At 64.1% G+C, this 16,991-nt stretch carries 16 protein-coding genes; 8 read left to right on the top strand and 8 right to left on the bottom strand.

What is annotated here, in order from left to right:
• Window positions 1–212, top strand: a 212-nt coding sequence (locus HMPREF2785_RS12070; protein WP_210386080.1) for a hypothetical protein, incomplete at its 5' end; no start/stop codon positions are given.
• A 1,123-nt stretch (window positions 213–1,335) separates the two neighbouring features.
• Here HMPREF2785_RS12070 and HMPREF2785_RS02570 read toward each other — a convergent pair.
• Complete coding sequence (locus HMPREF2785_RS02570; protein ID WP_070570978.1) at window positions 1,336–1,980, bottom strand: DUF3239 domain-containing protein; 645 nt, start codon at window positions 1,978–1,980, stop codon at window positions 1,336–1,338.
• A gap of 10 nt (window positions 1,981–1,990) precedes the next feature.
• The gene (locus HMPREF2785_RS02575; RefSeq protein ID WP_070614189.1) at window positions 1,991–3,631 is read right to left on the bottom strand and encodes a DNA repair helicase XPB; all 1,641 of its coding nucleotides are present in this window, start codon (window positions 3,629–3,631) and stop codon (window positions 1,991–1,993) included.
• A gap of 43 nt (window positions 3,632–3,674) precedes the next feature.
• Here HMPREF2785_RS02575 and HMPREF2785_RS02580 point away from each other — a divergent pair, with 43 nt between their 5' ends.
• The gene (locus tag HMPREF2785_RS02580) at window positions 3,675–3,887 is read left to right on the top strand and encodes a type II toxin-antitoxin system ParD family antitoxin (protein ID WP_070614190.1); all 213 of its coding nucleotides are present in this window, start codon (window positions 3,675–3,677) and stop codon (window positions 3,885–3,887) included.
• Here HMPREF2785_RS02580 and HMPREF2785_RS02585 read toward each other — a convergent pair.
• Window positions 3,884–5,077: an ABC transporter permease gene (locus HMPREF2785_RS02585; RefSeq protein ID WP_070614191.1), complete on the bottom strand. Its 1,194-nt coding sequence runs from the start codon at window positions 5,075–5,077 to the stop codon at window positions 3,884–3,886. The two genes, HMPREF2785_RS02580 and HMPREF2785_RS02585, sit on opposite strands and share 4 nt — an antisense overlap.
• Complete coding sequence (locus tag HMPREF2785_RS02590) at window positions 5,077–5,955, bottom strand: ABC transporter ATP-binding protein (protein WP_070614192.1); 879 nt, start codon at window positions 5,953–5,955, stop codon at window positions 5,077–5,079. The genes HMPREF2785_RS02585 and HMPREF2785_RS02590 overlap by 1 nt, the downstream gene beginning before the upstream one ends.
• Window positions 5,956–6,011: 56 nt before the next feature.
• Here HMPREF2785_RS02590 and HMPREF2785_RS02595 point away from each other — a divergent pair, with 56 nt between their 5' ends.
• A complete protein-coding gene (locus HMPREF2785_RS02595) occupies window positions 6,012–8,828 on the top strand; it encodes an FAD-binding and (Fe-S)-binding domain-containing protein (protein ID WP_070614193.1) in 2,817 nt (938 codons plus the stop codon).
• Here HMPREF2785_RS02595 and HMPREF2785_RS02600 read toward each other — a convergent pair.
• Window positions 8,825–10,858, bottom strand: coding sequence for a helicase-associated domain-containing protein (locus tag HMPREF2785_RS02600; protein WP_070614194.1), 2,034 nt, complete (start codon window positions 10,856–10,858; stop codon window positions 8,825–8,827). The genes HMPREF2785_RS02595 and HMPREF2785_RS02600 overlap by 4 nt on opposite strands.
• 53 nt (window positions 10,859–10,911) lie before the next feature.
• Here HMPREF2785_RS02600 and HMPREF2785_RS02605 point away from each other — a divergent pair, with 53 nt between their 5' ends.
• Window positions 10,912–11,106: a hypothetical protein gene (locus tag HMPREF2785_RS02605; RefSeq protein ID WP_092101852.1), complete on the top strand. Its 195-nt coding sequence runs from the start codon at window positions 10,912–10,914 to the stop codon at window positions 11,104–11,106.
• Window positions 11,107–11,226: 120 nt separating this feature from the next.
• Here HMPREF2785_RS02605 and HMPREF2785_RS02610 read toward each other — a convergent pair whose 3' ends face one another.
• Window positions 11,227–11,958, bottom strand: a complete 732-nt coding sequence (locus HMPREF2785_RS02610) for a resuscitation-promoting factor Rpf1 domain-containing protein (protein ID WP_070421467.1) — start codon at window positions 11,956–11,958, stop codon at window positions 11,227–11,229.
• 284 nt (window positions 11,959–12,242) lie between these two features.
• Between HMPREF2785_RS02610 and HMPREF2785_RS02615 the strand changes: the two genes are divergently transcribed.
• Window positions 12,243–12,626: a cold-shock protein gene (locus HMPREF2785_RS02615; RefSeq protein WP_070421466.1), complete on the top strand. Its 384-nt coding sequence runs from the start codon at window positions 12,243–12,245 to the stop codon at window positions 12,624–12,626.
• Here the strand turns inward: HMPREF2785_RS02615 and HMPREF2785_RS02620 are convergent, their stop codons facing one another.
• Both HMPREF2785_RS02620 and HMPREF2785_RS02625 read right to left on the bottom strand, forming a co-directional pair.
• A complete protein-coding gene (locus tag HMPREF2785_RS02620; RefSeq protein WP_070421465.1) occupies window positions 12,627–13,124 on the bottom strand; it encodes a DUF2771 family protein in 498 nt (165 codons plus the stop codon).
• Window positions 13,125–13,139: 15 nt separating this feature from the next.
• The gene (locus HMPREF2785_RS02625) at window positions 13,140–13,937 is read right to left on the bottom strand and encodes a glutaminyl-peptide cyclotransferase (protein ID WP_070614195.1); all 798 of its coding nucleotides are present in this window, start codon (window positions 13,935–13,937) and stop codon (window positions 13,140–13,142) included.
• Between the two features lie 39 nt (window positions 13,938–13,976).
• On the opposite strand from HMPREF2785_RS02625, the gene HMPREF2785_RS02630 reads away from it, so the two are divergent.
• The 3 genes from HMPREF2785_RS02630 (at window position 13,977) to HMPREF2785_RS02640 (ending at window position 16,989) form a co-directional block, all read left to right on the top strand.
• Window positions 13,977–14,651: a DUF3027 domain-containing protein gene (locus HMPREF2785_RS02630; protein ID WP_083308828.1), complete on the top strand. Its 675-nt coding sequence runs from the start codon at window positions 13,977–13,979 to the stop codon at window positions 14,649–14,651.
• 91 nt (window positions 14,652–14,742) lie between these two features.
• Window positions 14,743–16,188 carry an NCS2 family permease gene (locus HMPREF2785_RS02635; protein ID WP_070614197.1) on the top strand — a complete coding sequence of 482 codons (1,446 nt, stop codon included), beginning with the start codon at window positions 14,743–14,745 and terminating at the stop codon, window positions 16,186–16,188.
• A complete protein-coding gene (locus tag HMPREF2785_RS02640; RefSeq protein ID WP_070421461.1) occupies window positions 16,189–16,989 on the top strand; it encodes a TrmH family RNA methyltransferase in 801 nt (266 codons plus the stop codon).
• The last annotated feature ends 2 nt before the right edge of the window (window positions 16,990–16,991 follow it).

The following is a 16,991-nucleotide window of genomic DNA, read 5'->3' on the forward strand; positions in this document are numbered from 1 at the left end:
CGCCGACCCAACAACTTCACACACAAACACCCAAAGTACAACACCCACGTTGCACTTTGGGTGTTTTCACGTATACCCACATGATTGTTGTCGCCGACAACAGCAACATTGGTGACCACCCACTCGTCCGCAATACAAAACCAGAAACGCAGCAGGCGTCACTACGCCGCCGCATAGTGGATGCTGACTCGTCTCACTATGCCACCGCATAGTCGTTGGGGTCCACCCACTAGTCCGCAATGCAGAATCAGGAACAGTGCGGGCGTCACTATGCCACTGCATAGTCAATGGGTGTGCGCCAACTTGTCCGCAATGCAGAGTCGGTTCCCACGGTTCTTGGTTGCGCTCTTTGAAAAGTAGCCCAACACACTCGCTGAGATAGTTGGTATCCACCAACTTGTCCGCAATGCAGAATCAGAAACATTGCGTGCCTGACTATGCGACTGCATAGTCGTTGGCGTACACCCGTTAGTCCGCAATGCGGAGCGGGAGACTGAACGGGTTCCACTATGCCGCTGCATAGTCGTTGGTGTCCACCAACTTGTCCGCAATGCGGAGTCAGTGGCAGAACGGGCTGCACTATGCCACTGCATAGTCGTGGGGTTTCACCAACTTGTCCGCAATGCGGAGTCGGTTCCCACGGTGCTTGGTTGCGCTCTTCGAAAAGTAGCCCAAAGCGCTCCGCCAAAAGTAGCCCACCACCCATGCCGAAATAGATGGTGGGCGCCCACTAGTCCGCAACGCAGAGTCCATAACGCCACGGGCACCACTATGCCGCTGCATAGTTGTTGGCTGGAGCCATTTGTCTGGAATGCGGAGACGGAAACGGGATTCGATATGCTATGTCGCTGCAAAGTCGTTGGTGTTTCCCTGTTGTCCGCAATGCGGAGTGGCAGGAGGACACAGCGTGGTAACTATGCCGCTGCATAGTTGGCGTACACCCATTAGTCCGCAATGCGGAGTGAGAAGGGGATCGATACCCATTACGCTACTGCATGGGCATCGGGAGAGGGCAGGGGGGAGGTCCAACTGTCCGTAACGCGGAGTCATCGCCTTCACACCACCGAAGCCCCCACTAAAGCCACCTGCGCACTTCTGTGAATGCAAAATGAAGCTCAACTGGCTGCAGGATTTTACACTCCGCCCAGGTTGGCGAATGGTGTGATGTGGGGTTTTGCATTGGCGTGCGGGGCAGGGTTGTCGGCAAGGCCAATGGGGGCTGCCGGCGTGGCGCAGAGCGGACGAAACGGCCGGCGCGGGGCGGCAGGGGCCGAACAGCCCCCAACAGCCAAGCGCTCCCAACAGCCCCAACAACCTCGAAAAACAAACAGAGAACTACAACTCCACGACGGCGTTCTTGGACTGCTCGAGGAGGTCCTTCTTCTTGCGGGCGCGCTCGAGTTTGGACCACTGGTCGCCGGGTACGGCGTTGCGGGCCTCGTCGATGACGGCGACGTCCGGGGTGCCCCAGGCGATCGGCATCGGGGTGACCATCTGCCACATCTTCTTGTTCTGGGCGGAGCGCTGCGCGCCGACGGCGGCGACGGGGACCTTGGTGCCCACCTTGTCGGAAGTGTTCGGGATCGGGTGGTAGACGCGGGAGGTGATGCCCCAGCGGGGCGGCAGGGAGGGCTCGACGTTGAGGTTCACCAGGGCGGTCAGGGTGATGGTGGTGCCGACGCGTTCGGTGATGATGGCTGGGGCCAGCGGGTTGGCGTCGTAAAGTTCTTGCGTCTTGCCCACACTGCGGGGGATGAGCAGGCCCACGACGAGCATCATCAGGCCGAAGAGGGCAAGGCCGAACGTGCCCAGGGTGTGCCAGGGGGATTCGGGGTCGACGAAGAACCAGACGGCTGCGGCGCCGAGCAGGGAGATCACAAAGAGGGCGACGCCCGAAGCGACGAGGCTGCGGGTGTCGCGGATCATTTCGTTGTGTTGCTTTGCGTACTCTTCGTCGACGTCGAACTTGAAAACCTTCATGGGGAAGAGTTTAGAGGTCGGAGGCGTCGACGAGTCGATACGCGTAGCCCTGCTCGGCGAGGAAGCGCTGGCGGTGGATGGCGTATTCGGCGTCGAGGGTGTCGCGGGCGACAACGGTGTAGAACACGGCCTCTGCGCCGTCGGCCTTCGGGCGCAGCAGCCGGCCCAGGCGCTGCGCTTCCTCTTGGCGGGAGCCGAATGTGCCGGAGACCTGGATGGCCACGGCGGCTTCGGGCAGGTCGATGGAGAAGTTCGCCACCTTGGACACCACCAGGGTGGAGATAGCCCCGTCGCGGAAGGCTTGGAAGGCTTCTTCGCGTTTTTTGGTGGTGGTTTTTCCGTCGACAAGTGGGGCGTCGATGCGCGCGGCGATCTCTTCGAGTTGGTCGACGTAGGCGCCGATGATCAAGGTCTGCTGGCCCTCATGTTTTGCAAGCAGCTTATCGACGACCCCAAGCTTCGCCTTCGAACACGCCGCCAACCGATAGCGTTCGCGGGTTTCGGCGGTGGCGTAGGTGAGGCGTTCGTCGTCGCTAAGTGTGGTGCGCACTTCGACGCATTCGGCGGTGGCGATGTAGCCGGCCATTTCGAGTTCTTTCCAGGGGGCGTCGTAACGCTTGGGGCCGATGAGGGAGAACACGTCGTCCTCGCGACCGTCCTCGCGCACCAGGGTGGCGGTCAGGCCTAGGCGGCGGCGCGACTGGAGGTCGGCGGCCATGCGGAAGACGGGGGCGGGCAGGAGGTGAACTTCGTCGTAGATGATGAGGCCCCAGTCGCGGGAGTCGAAAAGTTCGAGCGCGCGGTATTCGCCCTTGGTTTTGCGGGTGACCACCTGGTAGGTGGCGATGGTGACCGGGCGGATCTCCTTCTTCTCCCCGGAGTACTCGCCGATCTCCTCGGGCGTGAGCGTGGTGCGGCGCAGCAGCTCGTCGCGCCATTGGCGGCCCGCGACGGTGTTGGTGACCAGGATCAGTGTGGTGGTCTGTGCCTGCGCCATCGACGCCGCACCCACGATGGTTTTGCCCGCGCCGCACGGCAACACGACGACGCCGGAGCCGCCCTCCCAGAATGACTCGGCGGCGTACTGCTGGTAGTCGCGTAGCGCCCAGCCGTCGTGGTTGAGCGCGATCGGGTGCGATTCGCCATCGACGTAGCCGGCGAGGTCCTCCACAGGCCAGCCGAGTTTGGTCAGTTCCTGTTTGATTTGGCCACGGGCGGAGGGGTGGACGGGGATGGTGGTGTCGTCGATACGCGATGCGACAAGCGGGATGATCTTCTTGGAGCGAGTGACCTCGGTGAGGATTGCCGGGTCGTCGGCCTCGAGGATGAGCCCGTGCGCGGGGTGCTTGACCAGCTTGAGGCGGCCGTAGCGCGCCATGGTCTCCGCAACATCCACGAGCAGCGGCTGCGGGACGGGGAAGCGGGAGAACCGTTCGAGCACGTCAACGGCCTGCTCCGCGTCTAAGCCGGCAGCGCGCGCGTTCCACAACGCGAGCGGGGTGATGCGGTAGGTGTGGATATGCTCAGGTGCGCGCTCGAGCTCCGCAAACGGGGCGAGCGCAGCACGGGCCTTGGGTGCGTCCGGGTGTGCGACCTCGAGCAGCACAGTCTTGTCCGACTGGACGATGAGCGGGCCGTCGCCGAGAGCCATGCGATCTACTCCTCCTGTTCGTAGGCGTTGGTAGTCTACGGGCATGGCTGCGAAAAACACATCCGTTGTCCTCGGCGAACGCTACGACAAATTCATCGCCCAACTGCTCGAAGACGGCCGCTACGCCTCCGCCAGCGAAGTCCTGCGCGAAGGCCTGCGACTGGTGGAGGAGCGGGAGCAGAAGTTTAAAGCGCTACGCAAGGCCGCGGAGAACGGCGACATTGACGCGAAGGCGTTTATCGACGAACTGCGCTAACCCCTCCGAAGCACCTGTGACCACTTGGTCACGCTGCCGTTGTTGAGGATCGTGCGCTTGTAAATGCCGGCGGCGCCCCACACGACGAGCACAGTGGTGACCGCAGCGAGCGCGAAGGAGCCCGCGAGCTGGATGGCGGTGAAGTCGCCAGCTGCGTAGGTCAAGGGCGCGCTGAAGATCGAAAACGGCGGGATCCAGCTCATCACCTGCATGAAGGTTGAGTCGGTGTTGGACCAACCAAACGACGAGATGTACACGCACGCCATCAGCAGGATCAGAATCGGCATCTGGGTGGACTGCAGGTCCTCGGTGCGCTGCACCATCGCGCCGGCGGCGGCGTAGAGGCCGCCGAAAAACAGCATGGACAACAGCCAGGCGACAAGCAGGATGGGGAGGACGGACCAGTCGACTTCGACGTCGTCGATAAGCCCCGAGACCTTCAGCCCGATGCCGCCGACAGCAAGCAACACTGCGGTGGCGAGGAAGCCGAAGATGACGGTGCCCAACAGTTTGCCGGCGAGGAAGTCCAGCGGACGAACGGAGGCCAAGATGAGCTCGACGACACGCGAGGATTTCTCCTCGGTGACGCGGCTGCCCACCTGGGCGGCAAAAGTGATCACGGTGAACATGACGATGATCAGCGCGAAGAAGGTGGTCAGCAGGCGGGTCAACTGCTCTGCGGTGTCGTCGCCTTCGGTGTCGTTGATGTCCACCGGCACAACGTCGATCTGCGGGGAGGCAGCCTCGTAATCGGCGGGGCTAATGCCCAGGGTGCTTAAGGTTTCGGCGCGCGCCTGCTCTTGGGAGAGGGCGTCGAGGCCGGTGAGGATGGTGGTGGAGGGGGAGCCGTCCGCAAGGACCTCCCAGTTGTCGCCCTCGACAATCAGGGCGGCCTCCACGTCGCCGTCGCGGACTAACTGTTCGGCTTCGGTGCGGTCGGTGGCGGTGCGGGCGTCGTAGCCGGCGTCGTCGAGAAGCTGCTCTGCGATGCCCACGGCGGCGATGGCCGGGCCGCCGGCTTCCGCTTCGGCGTCGTCCTTGTTTTTCATCCAGGTGCCGAAGCCGATCATGCCGAACATGACCAGCAACATGATCACGAGCGTGACAATGACGCCCTTCTTCAGCAGCAGAATCTGCACCTCGCGCTTCGCGGTGGTGGTGATGGTGTGCATGGGGGAGTAGGTCTTCATTACTTCACAACCTCCTTGAACAGCTCGGCCAGATCCGGCACGACGCGGGTGAACTCGTGGACGGGGCCTGCGGCCATGGCGGCGCGGAGGATGTCCTGGTCGTTGTCGGCGGAAGTGGTTTCGACGATGACGTGGGTTGGGGTGTCGCTAATAAGCGTGGCGGTTGCGGGAATCCAGCCGCGCGCTTGCGTGCCGACGCGGAACCGCACCGGGCCACCCGAGCGCAACTCGTCGACGGTGCCCTCGGCGACCATGCGGCCGCGGGTGACGATGCCGATGCGGTCGCAAAGCCGCTGCACCAAATCGAGCTGGTGGGAGGAGAAGATCACCGGCACGCCGGCGCGGGCGCGGTCGGTGAGCATCGTGCTCATCACGTCCACGGCGACGGGGTCCAGGCCGGAGAAGGGCTCGTCAAGGATGAGCACCTCCGGGTCGTGGATCAGCGACGCGGCCAACTGCACGCGCTGTTGGTTGCCTAGGGAGAGATCGTCGAGCTTGTCGTTGAGCCGCTCGCCGAGGCCCAACTCCTCGAGCAGTTCGGTGCCGCGCTGCTTGGCGGCCGCGCCGTCCACGCCGTGGAGTTTAGCCAGGAAGATCAACTGATCAAGGATCTTTTCCTTGCCGTAGAGGCCACGTTCTTCGGGCATGTAACCGATGCGGCGACGGGAGTCGTCGTCAAGCGGACGCCCATCGAGGAGCACCTCGCCAGAATCGGCGCTGAGCACGCCCAACGCGATGCGCATCGTCGTGGATTTACCGGCGCCGTTGGAACCGACGAAGCCGTACATTTCCCCATCGTGGACGGTGAAGTCCATTCCGTCGAGGGCCTGGACGTCGCCGAAGCGTTTGTGAAGGTCCTGAATCTGAAACGTAGTCACCCGACAAAAACTACCAAAAGATACGACATCGCTCAGGGCGGGTTTACCATGAACCCATGACTGCAACCATCTCATCCCCAGCGGCGCATCTGGCCCGCGAACTCGGCTCCGACGAGGCGCTGTCCACGCGCCCGATCGACCGCATCAAGTACGCCCACGACGCATCCCACTTCCTCTACACCCCCGATGTGGTGGTCGAAGCGCGCAACGCGAATGATGTCGCGGCGGCGTTCCGCGCGTCGGCATCCTCCGGCGCCCCAGTGGTGCTTCGCGGCGGCGGTACCTCCCTGTCCGGCCAGGCAGGTGGTGCGGGCATGCTGGTGGACGTGCGTAAGCACTTCCGCGGCGTGGAGGTACTTGACGGTGGCAAGCGCGTGCGCGTCCAGCCCGGCTCCACGGTGCGCCAGGTCAACGCGCACCTGGCCGCGTTCGGCCGCAAGATCGGCCCGGACCCGGCGTCCGAGGGCGCCGCGACGATGGGTGGCGTGATTGCCAACAACTCCTCCGGCATGGCCTGCGGCACGGAGTTCAACACCTACAACACCATCGAATCCGTCACCTTCGTCCTGCCGTCCGGCACCGTGATCAACACCGCCCACCCGGATGCGGAGGCGCAGTTCGCGCGTCAGGAGCCGGAGCTTGTGGACACGATCGAGAAGCTCAAGCGACGTGTGCGCGACAACAAGGAATCCGTAGACATCATCGAGCGCCACTTCGCGCTGAAGAACACGATGGGCTACAGCCTGAATTCGTTTTTGGATTACGACTCGCCGCTGGACATCTTCATGCACCTGCTGGTCGCATCCGAGGGCACACTCGCGTTTATCGCGGAGGCTGTCCTGCGCACCATCGAGGTGCCGAAACTGAAGACGACCACCATCGCGGTCTATCCGACGCTGGACGCCGCGACGCGCTCCCTGCCGGCCCTGTTTGAGTCGAAGGCGGCGACGCTGGAGTTGATGGATTCGCGCTCCATCAAGGTCGGCCGCACCTTTGATTCGGTGCCGGAGCAGATCACCGGCTTCGAACTTGGCGGCCAGGCGGCGCTGCTCATCGAATACCACGCCAACGAGGCCGAGCAGCTGTGCGAATACGAGCAGGCCGGCTCCAAGCTCCTGCGTGAGTTCGACCTGCAGACCCCGGCGCAGTTCAGCACCGACCCCATCGAGGCCGCCAAGGCGTGGGCGTTCCGCAAGGGCCTCTACGCCCAGGTCGCGGAGGCTCGCCCGTCCGGCACCACCGCGCTGCTTGAGGACATCGCGGTGCCCGTCGAGGACCTCGCCGACACTTGCGGCGGGTTGCAGCAGCTTTTCGACGCCTACCGGTACGACGACGCCGTCATCTTCGGCCACGCCAAGGACGGCAACATCCACTTTTTGATCACCGACCGCTTCGAGGGCGACGAGAACCTCACGCGCTACGACGGCTTCAACGAGGACATGGTGGACCTCGTGCTCGGTGCCGGCGGCAACCTCAAGGCTGAGCACGGCACCGGCCGCGTCATGGCGCCGTACGTGCGCCGCCAGTACGGCGAGGAACTCTACGACGTGATGGCGGCGCTCAAGCGCGCCGCCGACCCTCGCGGGGTGATGAACCCGGGCGTGATCATCACTGACGACGAGCGCGAGCACATGAAGAACTTCAAGCTCAACCCGCAGGTGGAAGACGAAATCGACTCCTGTGTGGAGTGTGGCTACTGCGAGCCGGTGTGCCCCTCGCGCGACCTGACCATGACCCCGCGCCAGCGCATCGTCGTGCGCCGCGCACGTGCGAAGGCGCTGCAGGAAGGCGACATGGAGCTGGTTAAGCACATCGACGAGGCCTACCAGTACGACGGCATCGACACCTGTGCGGTGGACTCCATGTGTGTCACCGCGTGCCCGGTGGGTATTGACACCGGCAAGTTCATCAAGTCGCTGCGCCGCGGCCAGGCCGGTGCTGTGAAGTCCGCCGGCTGGGCGGCCGCCGCGAAGGTGTGGGGCCCGGGCAACACCCTGGCTTCTGCAGCGCTAACCGGCGCCTACGTCATGCCGACGAGCCTGGTGCAGAAGGTTACTGACGTCGCCCGCGCCCTCGTAGGGGAAGACACCGTTCCGCAGTACCGCCCCGAGCTGTCCAAGGGTGGCGTGAAGCGCTCCAAGGCGTTTGGCACGCAGATCGGCGCGCCGGGCGCGGAGCCTGTCGGCGTGTTCGTCCCGGCGTGTGTGAACTCCATGTTCGGCCCGCAGGGCGAGGGCGTTGGTGCCTCGGAGGCGTTTGCGAAACTCGTGGAGCGCGCCGGGTTGTCCCTCGTGGTACCCGAGGGCATCGACGGCATGTGCTGCGGCACCCCGTGGACCTCGAAGGGCATGAGCACCGGCCACGACATCATGCAGCGCCGTGTCAACGACCAGCTCATCGCCGCTACCGACGGCGGGCGCCTACCGGTCGTGGTGGACGCGTCGAGCTGCACGCACGGCTTCCGCGACATGGCTGAAAACATCGGCATCACCGTCATCGACGCCATCGAGTTTGTCGACGAGCACGTGCTCGATCGCCTCACGGTCAACCACAAGGTGCCATCGGTGACGCTGCACCCGACGTGCTCGGCGACCCACCTGGGTATCGTCGATACGCTGAAGCACGTTGCGGCCGCCGCAGCAGAGGAAGTGAACGTTCCGGCCGAGTGGAACTGCTGCGGCTACGCGGGTGACCGCGGCATGCTGCACCCCGAACTCACCCACGCCGCAACCAAGCGCGAGGCGGCCGAGGCCAAGGAGTTCGGCTCGGCGTGCCACGCGTCGTCCAACCGCACCTGCGAGTTGGGCCTGACGGCCGCGACCGGCACGGACTACGAGCACATCCTGGAAATCCTGGAGCGCGCCAGCCGCTAGGCCAGCACCACTTTTGTCACCCGCGGCAGGGCGATGCGCACGACCCGGTCCTTCGCTTCGTCGAGCGCGTCCACCTGGCCCGCAGTGACACTCAGCGGCAGCACAGTGATCGTCTTGCCGCGCCCTTGCTTATCTACGTAGCCCACGGTGACGTGCCTGCGCGCCCGCGCCGCCGCGCGCAGCGTTTCAAACGCATCCCCGCTGCCAGCATCGGTGCTTTCGGCAGAGCGCAGCTTTGCGACGATCGCACGCACCTGCTCCGGCGCCACCCTCCGCGACTTCGGAAGCGTCGATGGCGTCGGCGCAACCAGGGCGGGCTCGGGAGCCATGTTGACGGAAACACCCTGGTCGTCCTCTGCGGTGGGTTGTAGTCCTGCGGTGCGCAGCGCCGTCATGAGCTTTGCCAGCGGCAGGTATGAGATGGCGACGGTGGGGGCGAGGACCCGCAGGCCTAACTTCTCTGCTGCGGTGGCGATGAGCGCCGGGTCCTCTGAGCGGATGTAGGAGAGCGCTTCGCCGGCGCGGATGGCGCCGTGGGTACGCGCGGTGTCGTCGATGATGAAGGTGATGGCCTGGGGGACCTCGCCAAGTACGTGGTCTGCGAGCCAGCCGTGGATCTCCGGGGCGGTCAGTCCACTGTCCAGGCCACGGCGCACCGAGGCCTCCGAGATACGCCACACGCTGGCAAGACCAGGCGACTCCAGATCCGCGATGCGCTCGATGAACCCGGCCATTGCGGGCTCGAACGGGCCCGGGGCTAGCACCGTCATGTCGGCCTGGGCGATCAACGTGTCCACCGAGGCGGGCACGAGCGTGGCGGTTGCTGCAGCGACGTCTTCGCCGTTGATCAGGGCTAACGTCGGGGTCGGCTGCGCTTGGTTGGCCAGCGCGCCGACGAATTCGGCTTCCCGGACAACCGCGGCGATGAGGTTGTCGGAGAACCCCGACGATTCCAGCGGGGCGTGGAAGAGCATCCTGTCCATGTCGCCCGCGTGTCGCAGCATGGTGAGGCGGGCGTGGCGAAGCGCGGGGGCGTGGGCGTCGTCGCTAAGCAACTTCGCCCCTGTATCCACGCGCCACGGGGAGGCCACCCAGCCGGCGAGCACGATCGCCCACTGATCGGACAGTGTCGCGTCAAGCCAGGTCAGGGCGTCGCGAGTGGCGGCGAGCACATCCTCATCGTCGACGTTGCCGCGGCCGACAAGACCCGCGGACTCGCCGACGGTGACAAGCAAGCTCGGGTCGAACCCAAGTGCCTTCTCCAGGTTTGCCGCCGCGCGCACGCCGACAGTGCCGTCTTTGTTCAGTACCACCGGGGTATCCATCAGCGTCATGACCAGTTGGCGCATCTGGCGCACCGCGTCGAGGCCCTGGGCGGTTGCGGTTTCGTCGATAGCGGCCTGATCGATCTCTGGTACGGCGGGTGGTGCAAGCGGGAACACGCGCGGCGTTGCGCCACGCATCGCGTCGCGCACCGGACGGGGCAGGCGCACCGTGGTCTCGTCGACGCGCACAAGCAGACCAAGCGCGAGCAACTTGGACACCGGCGCATCCGGGTCCGCATCGGGTGCAGCCGCCGCGGTTGTGCCCACCCCGCCGGACGCCGCAAGGGTGTCCAACACCTTGCGCTCACGCGCAGGCAGTGACGCCAGCGCCTCGGTCGCGCCGGGCGGCAGCGTATCGGTCACGCGCCAACCGGGAGGCAGGGCAGTCAGCGTGCCGGGGGCGATACGCAACGCCTCATCCGGACCAAACACGAGCGCCAACTCGCGCAGGTGGTGAGTGGAGCCGAAGCCGGTGGCGTTCACAGGCTCAAGCTCCGCTCCGGCATCCGCGAGCTGCTCGAGCACCGCCAGATCCGCGGCGTTGAGGAGACGCAACGCGCGCGACGCCGACCCGGGAAGACCAAGCCTGGTCGCGAGTGAGCCCACCGACGGCGGGGCGGGGAAGAAGGCATCCGGGCGTGCCTCGATGAGGGCGTGCAGCGCGTCGTCATCGAGCGAACTCAAGAATTTAGGGAACGTAGACATTGCGGGGGTGAGTTTACGTGCGTTTTTGTCTCCGGCGTGAAAGAATGAGGGGCATGGCTAAAGATGTGAAGAAGATTGGGCGCGCAAACCCCGCATGGCCCGCTAATACCCCAGGTAACCTGCACCCGGTCACCGAGATCACCTCGACGTTAACCGGTGCTTCCAGCCCGTTCGGCGACGACCTGATCCTGCCGATGCCGGCAGAAGAGACGGGCTACGTCCACCCGACGACGCGCATCAACCGCTAAACCAGCGGAACTTAAAAAACCGGCACGGTGCCTGACCGTGCCGGTTTTTGTTGTGGGGTGGCAAAGGCAAACGCCCCGTTCACAACCTGAACGGGGCGGACGATTGCTGTGCGCTATTGCTTAGCGAGCCTGGAAGGACTGCTGCACGGAAGCAACGGTGTTGTTGACCTGGTTGGCAAAGTTAGCGCCGACCAGGTTTGCCACGGCTGCGAAGTCGCCGGAGAGGGCAGCGTCGATCAGCGGCTGGTTTGCAGCGTAGAACGCGCTGTAGTCGTTGCGGTTAGCAACGTAGTTGGACTGCACGGAAGCCGGAACCTGGAAGCCGAATGCCTGGATAGCGTTACGCACCTGTGCGTAAAGGGCATCGACCTGCGGGGACTGTGCGGCCGGAGCCTGGGCCTGTGCTGCCGGCTGAGCCGGAGCGGCCTGCTGTGCCGGTGCCGGTGCTGGCTGCGGGGCCGGCTTGGATACCTGCGCGTCGCGGTTGGTCGGCGCGGAGTTCAGGCCGTAGCGAGCGGAGCAAGCCGGCCATGCGCCCCAACCCTGACCTGCCAGGGTGCGCTCGGCGACAGCGATCTGCTGCTCGCGGGTTGCCAGGTTAGCGGTCGGGGCGAACTCGCCGCCACCGTATGCCAGCCAGGTGCCGTAGGAGAACTGCAGGCCACCGTAGTAGCCGTTGCCGGTGTTGATAGCCCAGTTGCCGCCGGACTCGCACTGTGCAAGCTTGTCCCAGTCGGAATCCGGTGCTGCGGTTGCCTGCGGGGCAACAATGCCAGCCAGTGCAGCTGCTGCTGCAGAACCTGCCAGAGCCTTCTTGCCCATGGAGGTGGTCTTCTTAGAGTGGCGTCCCATTGTTTCGTTTCCTCTCATCGTTGACCGCCAATTTCTCGGGACAGCCTAACGTTGTATAACGATTGTGTCACGTAACGGTGTCGTTTTGGGGCGCAATACTCGAAAAAGCCTCACATTTCCCCAGCTCGAAGGCGCGACATGCAAAATATGTGTTCTGGGTCACACTGGCGTGAACTGCTTGATTTTCGGGCGGAAATAGTAAGGTTTTGATTTTGTTTTACTTACTGGCGGTACATCTGCACGAGTGATACTGCATAAGTGATGCGTTACGGAAGGAGAGCGCCATGCCTGTCGGAAAGGTGAAATGGTACGACGCCGAAAAAGGGTTCGGCTTCGCATCCAACCCGGGAGACGAGGATGTCTTCATCGGTAAGTCCGTGCTGCCTGAGGGAGTTGAGGAGCTGGTCGCAGGCCAGCGCATCGAGTTCGACTTCGCCGCAGGCCGTCGCGGCCCACAGGCGCTGCGCGTGAAGGTGCTGGACACCCCGAAGCGCCGCCCAGTGCACCGCCGTAAGCCGGAGGAGCTGGGAAGCATGCTCGCGGACGTGATGACGCTCATCGAGACCCAGGTCCAGCCTGCTTTGACCAACGGCCGCTACCCGGACCGCAAGGAAGGCCGCCAGGTGGCGGAGATCCTGCGGGCCGTTGCGCGCGAGCTGGATGCGTAATTAGTTAAAGCCCACGGACCATGTGGCGATGACAGGGGTTTCCTCCCCGTCATCGCCCTTTTTAATGTCCAGGGTGGTCACCTCGGCAACGACGAGCTTCGCGCCCGACTCGGTCGTAGCCGGCACGGTCTCCTCGGTTGCCTCGCCGGAGGTGAAGACGCGCTCGGAGTTGGCCTCCGGGTCGTCGTAAATGAGCAGCAGGCGCCAGCTATTCGACGCAATCTCGTCAGGAACCGTAACCACCACATCACCCTCGCCGCGCTGCATGGTGGGGGCGTCGCCGCCGGCGCACTCCTCGTCCAACTCACACACGGTGTACACGCCGATGTCCTCGCGCTCACCGTTGGCAGCTACCGACACCGTCAGTTCATCGACCGGAGTGGTGGGGCGGGTGCGCTGGTACTCCATGACGGCGTAGACCACGCCGACGAGTGCCAGGACGCCCACGAGGGCGACCACGATGGTTTTCCACTGCTTGCTGCCTGAACGTTGTGCCATGGCGAAAAATCCTAACTAGTCAGCCTGGGTAAAGCGCACCCGGTACATGTCCGGCCAGCGCTTGCCGGCGAGGAAGAACTCGTCAGTGCCCGGAATGTGCGCGATGCCGTTGAGGACGTGGTTCGGGTCGTCGGTGGCGTTATTGGGCAAGGCGGAGGCGTCGATACGTGCGGTGACCTCGCCCGTTTCCGCGTCAATGCGCACGATGTCGGTGGTGGTGAACACGTTGGCGTAGACATCGTTACCGACGCACTCCAACTCGTTGAGCCCCGCCACCGGCTCGCCATCAAGCGTGACGGTGAAGCGTTCGCGCTCCTCGAGCGTTTCCGGATCCATGCGGCGCAGCTCTTCGGTGCCGTCGGAGAAGATCACCTCGTCCGCTTCCGGACGTGAGCACAGCCCCCAGCCTTCGCCCTGATAGGAGGCGCGGCCGACCTCCTCGAGCGTTTCTGCGTTGCGACGAATCGCCGTCCCGTCGAGCCACGTCAACTGCCACAGGGTGTCGTCGATACGCGTAATACCCTCACCGAAAAACTGCGGATCCAAATCAACCGACGCGAGCTCCTCGCCCGCGATAGTGCGGGTGTATAGGCGCGATTCGCCCTCCTGACCAGTGCCAACGTAGAGGTTGCCGTCGGCGGTGACCTCGAGGCCCTGCGTGAAACTGGTCTGGTCGAACGGGAGGCGCTCGATCACCTCGGCGCGAAGGTGCTCGACGCTTGGGGTGGACGACTCCGGCGCGCAGCCAGCAAGCAAACCGCCCGAAAGCGCAGCGATAACAGACAGAGCGGACAAAGCTTCACGATGACCCATGGGTTACATCCTGCACTACATCGCGCATAATGGGTAAGCGTGTCACGATCCAGAAAACGCACTCGCTCCCGCAACCCGTTGCTTGGCAACGATGCAATAGCTATTGCGCTCGAGGCGCTTGAAGAAATCGCAGACGGCGACATCGGCGAACACATCGGTGTTACCGGGCTGACCCGCAATGTTGCCACGCACCGCTTCGAAGCCGACGTGCCCGGATACGCCGGGTGGGAATGGAACGCCGTCATCGCCTGCGCAGACGGCTCCAACGTGGTCACCGTCAACGAGGTCGCGCTCGTACCCTCCCAAGGTGCGCTCGAAGCGCCGGACTGGGTGCCGTACTCCGAGCGGCTACGCCCCGGCGACCTGGGCCCAGGCGATGTGCTGGAGCTCCTGCCTGACGACGAACGCGTCACCGACGATTCCTTTGCCCGCGACGCCATTACCTTCCCGGGCCGCGAAACCAAGCACTACCTGACCAAACAAGGCCTGGAGGACGCGAAGTACCGCTGGCGCACCGGCGACTACGGGCCAAACAGCGAGTTTGCCGAAAAGGCAGCCCTGTCGTGCCGCACCTGCGCCTTCTATATCCCCATGGCGGAACCGGTGGGGGAGCACTTCGGTGCTTGTACCAACGAGTACTCCGCCGACGGCCATGTCGTTGCGTCTTCCTACGGTTGCGGCGCGCACTCGGACACGGAAGTAGACAACTCCTAAGTAATTCCAATCACTGGGGCAGCAAAATAGTTGCGTTTGCCCAGGGAGAGTGAAAAGCTAAGCCCCCGTGAGTACGACCACGGGAGCAAAAATGAATAAGGACCAGCCGCAGCCGCGCGGCGGGCTGGACGCCTTCTTCCACATCACAGAGCGCGGATCCACGGTGGGCACCGAAGTGCGTGCCGGGGTAGTGACCTTCTTCGCGATGGCATACATCGTGCTACTCAACCCGCTGATCATCGGCACCAGCCCCGACCGCGAGGGCACCGTGCTGGGCATCCCGCAGGTAGCGGCCGCCACCGCTTTGGCTGCTGGCGTGATGTGTATCTTGTTCGGCCTGGTTGCCAAGTACCCCTTCGGCATCGCCGCCGGCTTGGGTATTAACACGCTCGTCGCCGTGACGATGGTGGGCCAGCAGGGGCTGACCTGGGCGGAAGCGATGGGCCTGGTGGTTATCGACGGCATCATTATCGTGCTGCTGGCCATCTCCGGTTTCCGCACCGCCGTGTTTAACGCTATTCCGGATTCGATGAAGGTGGCTATGAGTGTCGGTATCGGCATGTTCATCGCCACCATCGGCCTTGTAGATGCCGGCTTTGTCCGCCGCATCCCGGATGCCGCCATGACTACCGTTCCGGTCCAGCTGGGCACCGGCGGCTCGATCGCATCCTGGCCGACCTTCGTGTTCATCATCGGCCTGTTCATCTGTGGCTTCATGGTTGTGCGCAACGTGCGTGGTGGCCTGTTCATCGGCATCATCCTGACCACGATTGTTGCCATGATTGTGGAGGCGATCACGGGTTCCGGCTCGTCCGCAGACAACCCGCAGGGGTGGAGCTTGGCCGTGCCGGAGCTGCCGGATTCCTTCGGCGGCATCCCGGATCTGTCCATCGTGGGCAACATCGACCTGTTTGGTGCGTTTATCAACATCGGCGTCATTTCCGCGTCGCTGCTCGTGTTTACCCTGGTGCTGGCCAACTTCTTCGACGCCATGGGCACCATGACCGCCCTTGGCCGTCAGGCTGGCCTCGCCGCTGATGACGGCGTCCTGCCCGACATGAAGCGTGCCCTGGTTGTCGAAGGCTTCGGCGCAGTCGTGGGTGGTGGCGCTTCGGCGTCGTCGAACACGGTGTTCGTGGACTCCTCGGCAGGCATCGCCGACGGCGCACGCACCGGCCTGGCCAACGTGGTCACCGGCGTGCTGTTCCTGCTCGCAATGTTCTTCACCCCGCTCTACGAGGTCGTGCCCATCGAAGCCGCGGCACCGGTACTCGTTGTCGTCGGTGCGCTCATGATGATGCAGGTCGGCCAGATCAAGTGGAACGACTTCTCGGTCGCGCTGCCGGCATTCTTGACCATCGTCACCATGCCGCTGACCTACTCCATCGCCAACGGCATCGGCGTCGGCTTCATCTCGTTTGCGCTGCTGTCCCTGTTCGCCGGCAAGGCGAAGGACATCCACTGGATCATGTGGCTCATCTCCGCCCTGTTCGTCGTGTACTTCGCGCAGGGCCCGATCATGGCAGCACTCGGCTAAATGCAATTGCGTATCGACGACCCCCTCGACCCCCGTCTCGACGACATCCGCGACCTGAAGCACTCCGACAAGGAGAAAAACCTTGTCTTCGCCGAAGGCCCGCTGGTGGCTGGCCGGCTGGTCGAGTCGCGCTTTCCGGTGCGCGCCGTGTTCGGCTTCGGGGGACGGCTTGAGTCGTTCATGGCCGACTACGGCGAGGAGTTGTCGCGCCGCGGCATCCCGGTGTACGAGATCACCCGCCAGATCATGGGGGAGGTTGCCGGATACGACATGCACCGCGGCCTGTTGGTCTCCGCCGATAAGCCGGAGCCGCTCACCGTTTCCGAGGTGCTCGAAGGGGCGCGCACCTTGGTGATCCTGGAAGGGGTCGGCGACCACGAAAACATCGGGTCCATCTTCCGCAACGCCGCCGGCATGGGGGTCGACGGCGTGCTTTTCGGGGCGGCGACCGCTGACCCGCTCTACCGGCGCAGTGTGCGCGTGTCCATGGGGCACGTGCTGCGCACCCCGTTCGCGCACCTGGAGGGCACCCCGACGACGTGGCAGCGCTCGCTCGCCGAACTTCACGACGACGGCTGGTGGCTCATTTCACTGACCCCCGCTGACGACGCCGTCGAACTTAAAGATGCCATCCAGGGCCACGACAAAGTTGCCTTCCTTGTTGGTGGGGAAGGCCCGGGGCTGACCCCGCACGCCATGCGTGCTACCGACGTGCGCGCCAAGATTCCGATGGCGCCGGGCACCGATTCGCTGAACGTGGCCACCTCGGCCGCGATCGCGTTCTACGAGCGCATGCGCTAACC

It is taken from the genome of Corynebacterium sp. HMSC067D03 (assembly GCF_001811185.1).
GTDB lineage: Bacteria > Actinomycetota > Actinomycetes > Mycobacteriales > Mycobacteriaceae > Corynebacterium > Corynebacterium coyleae.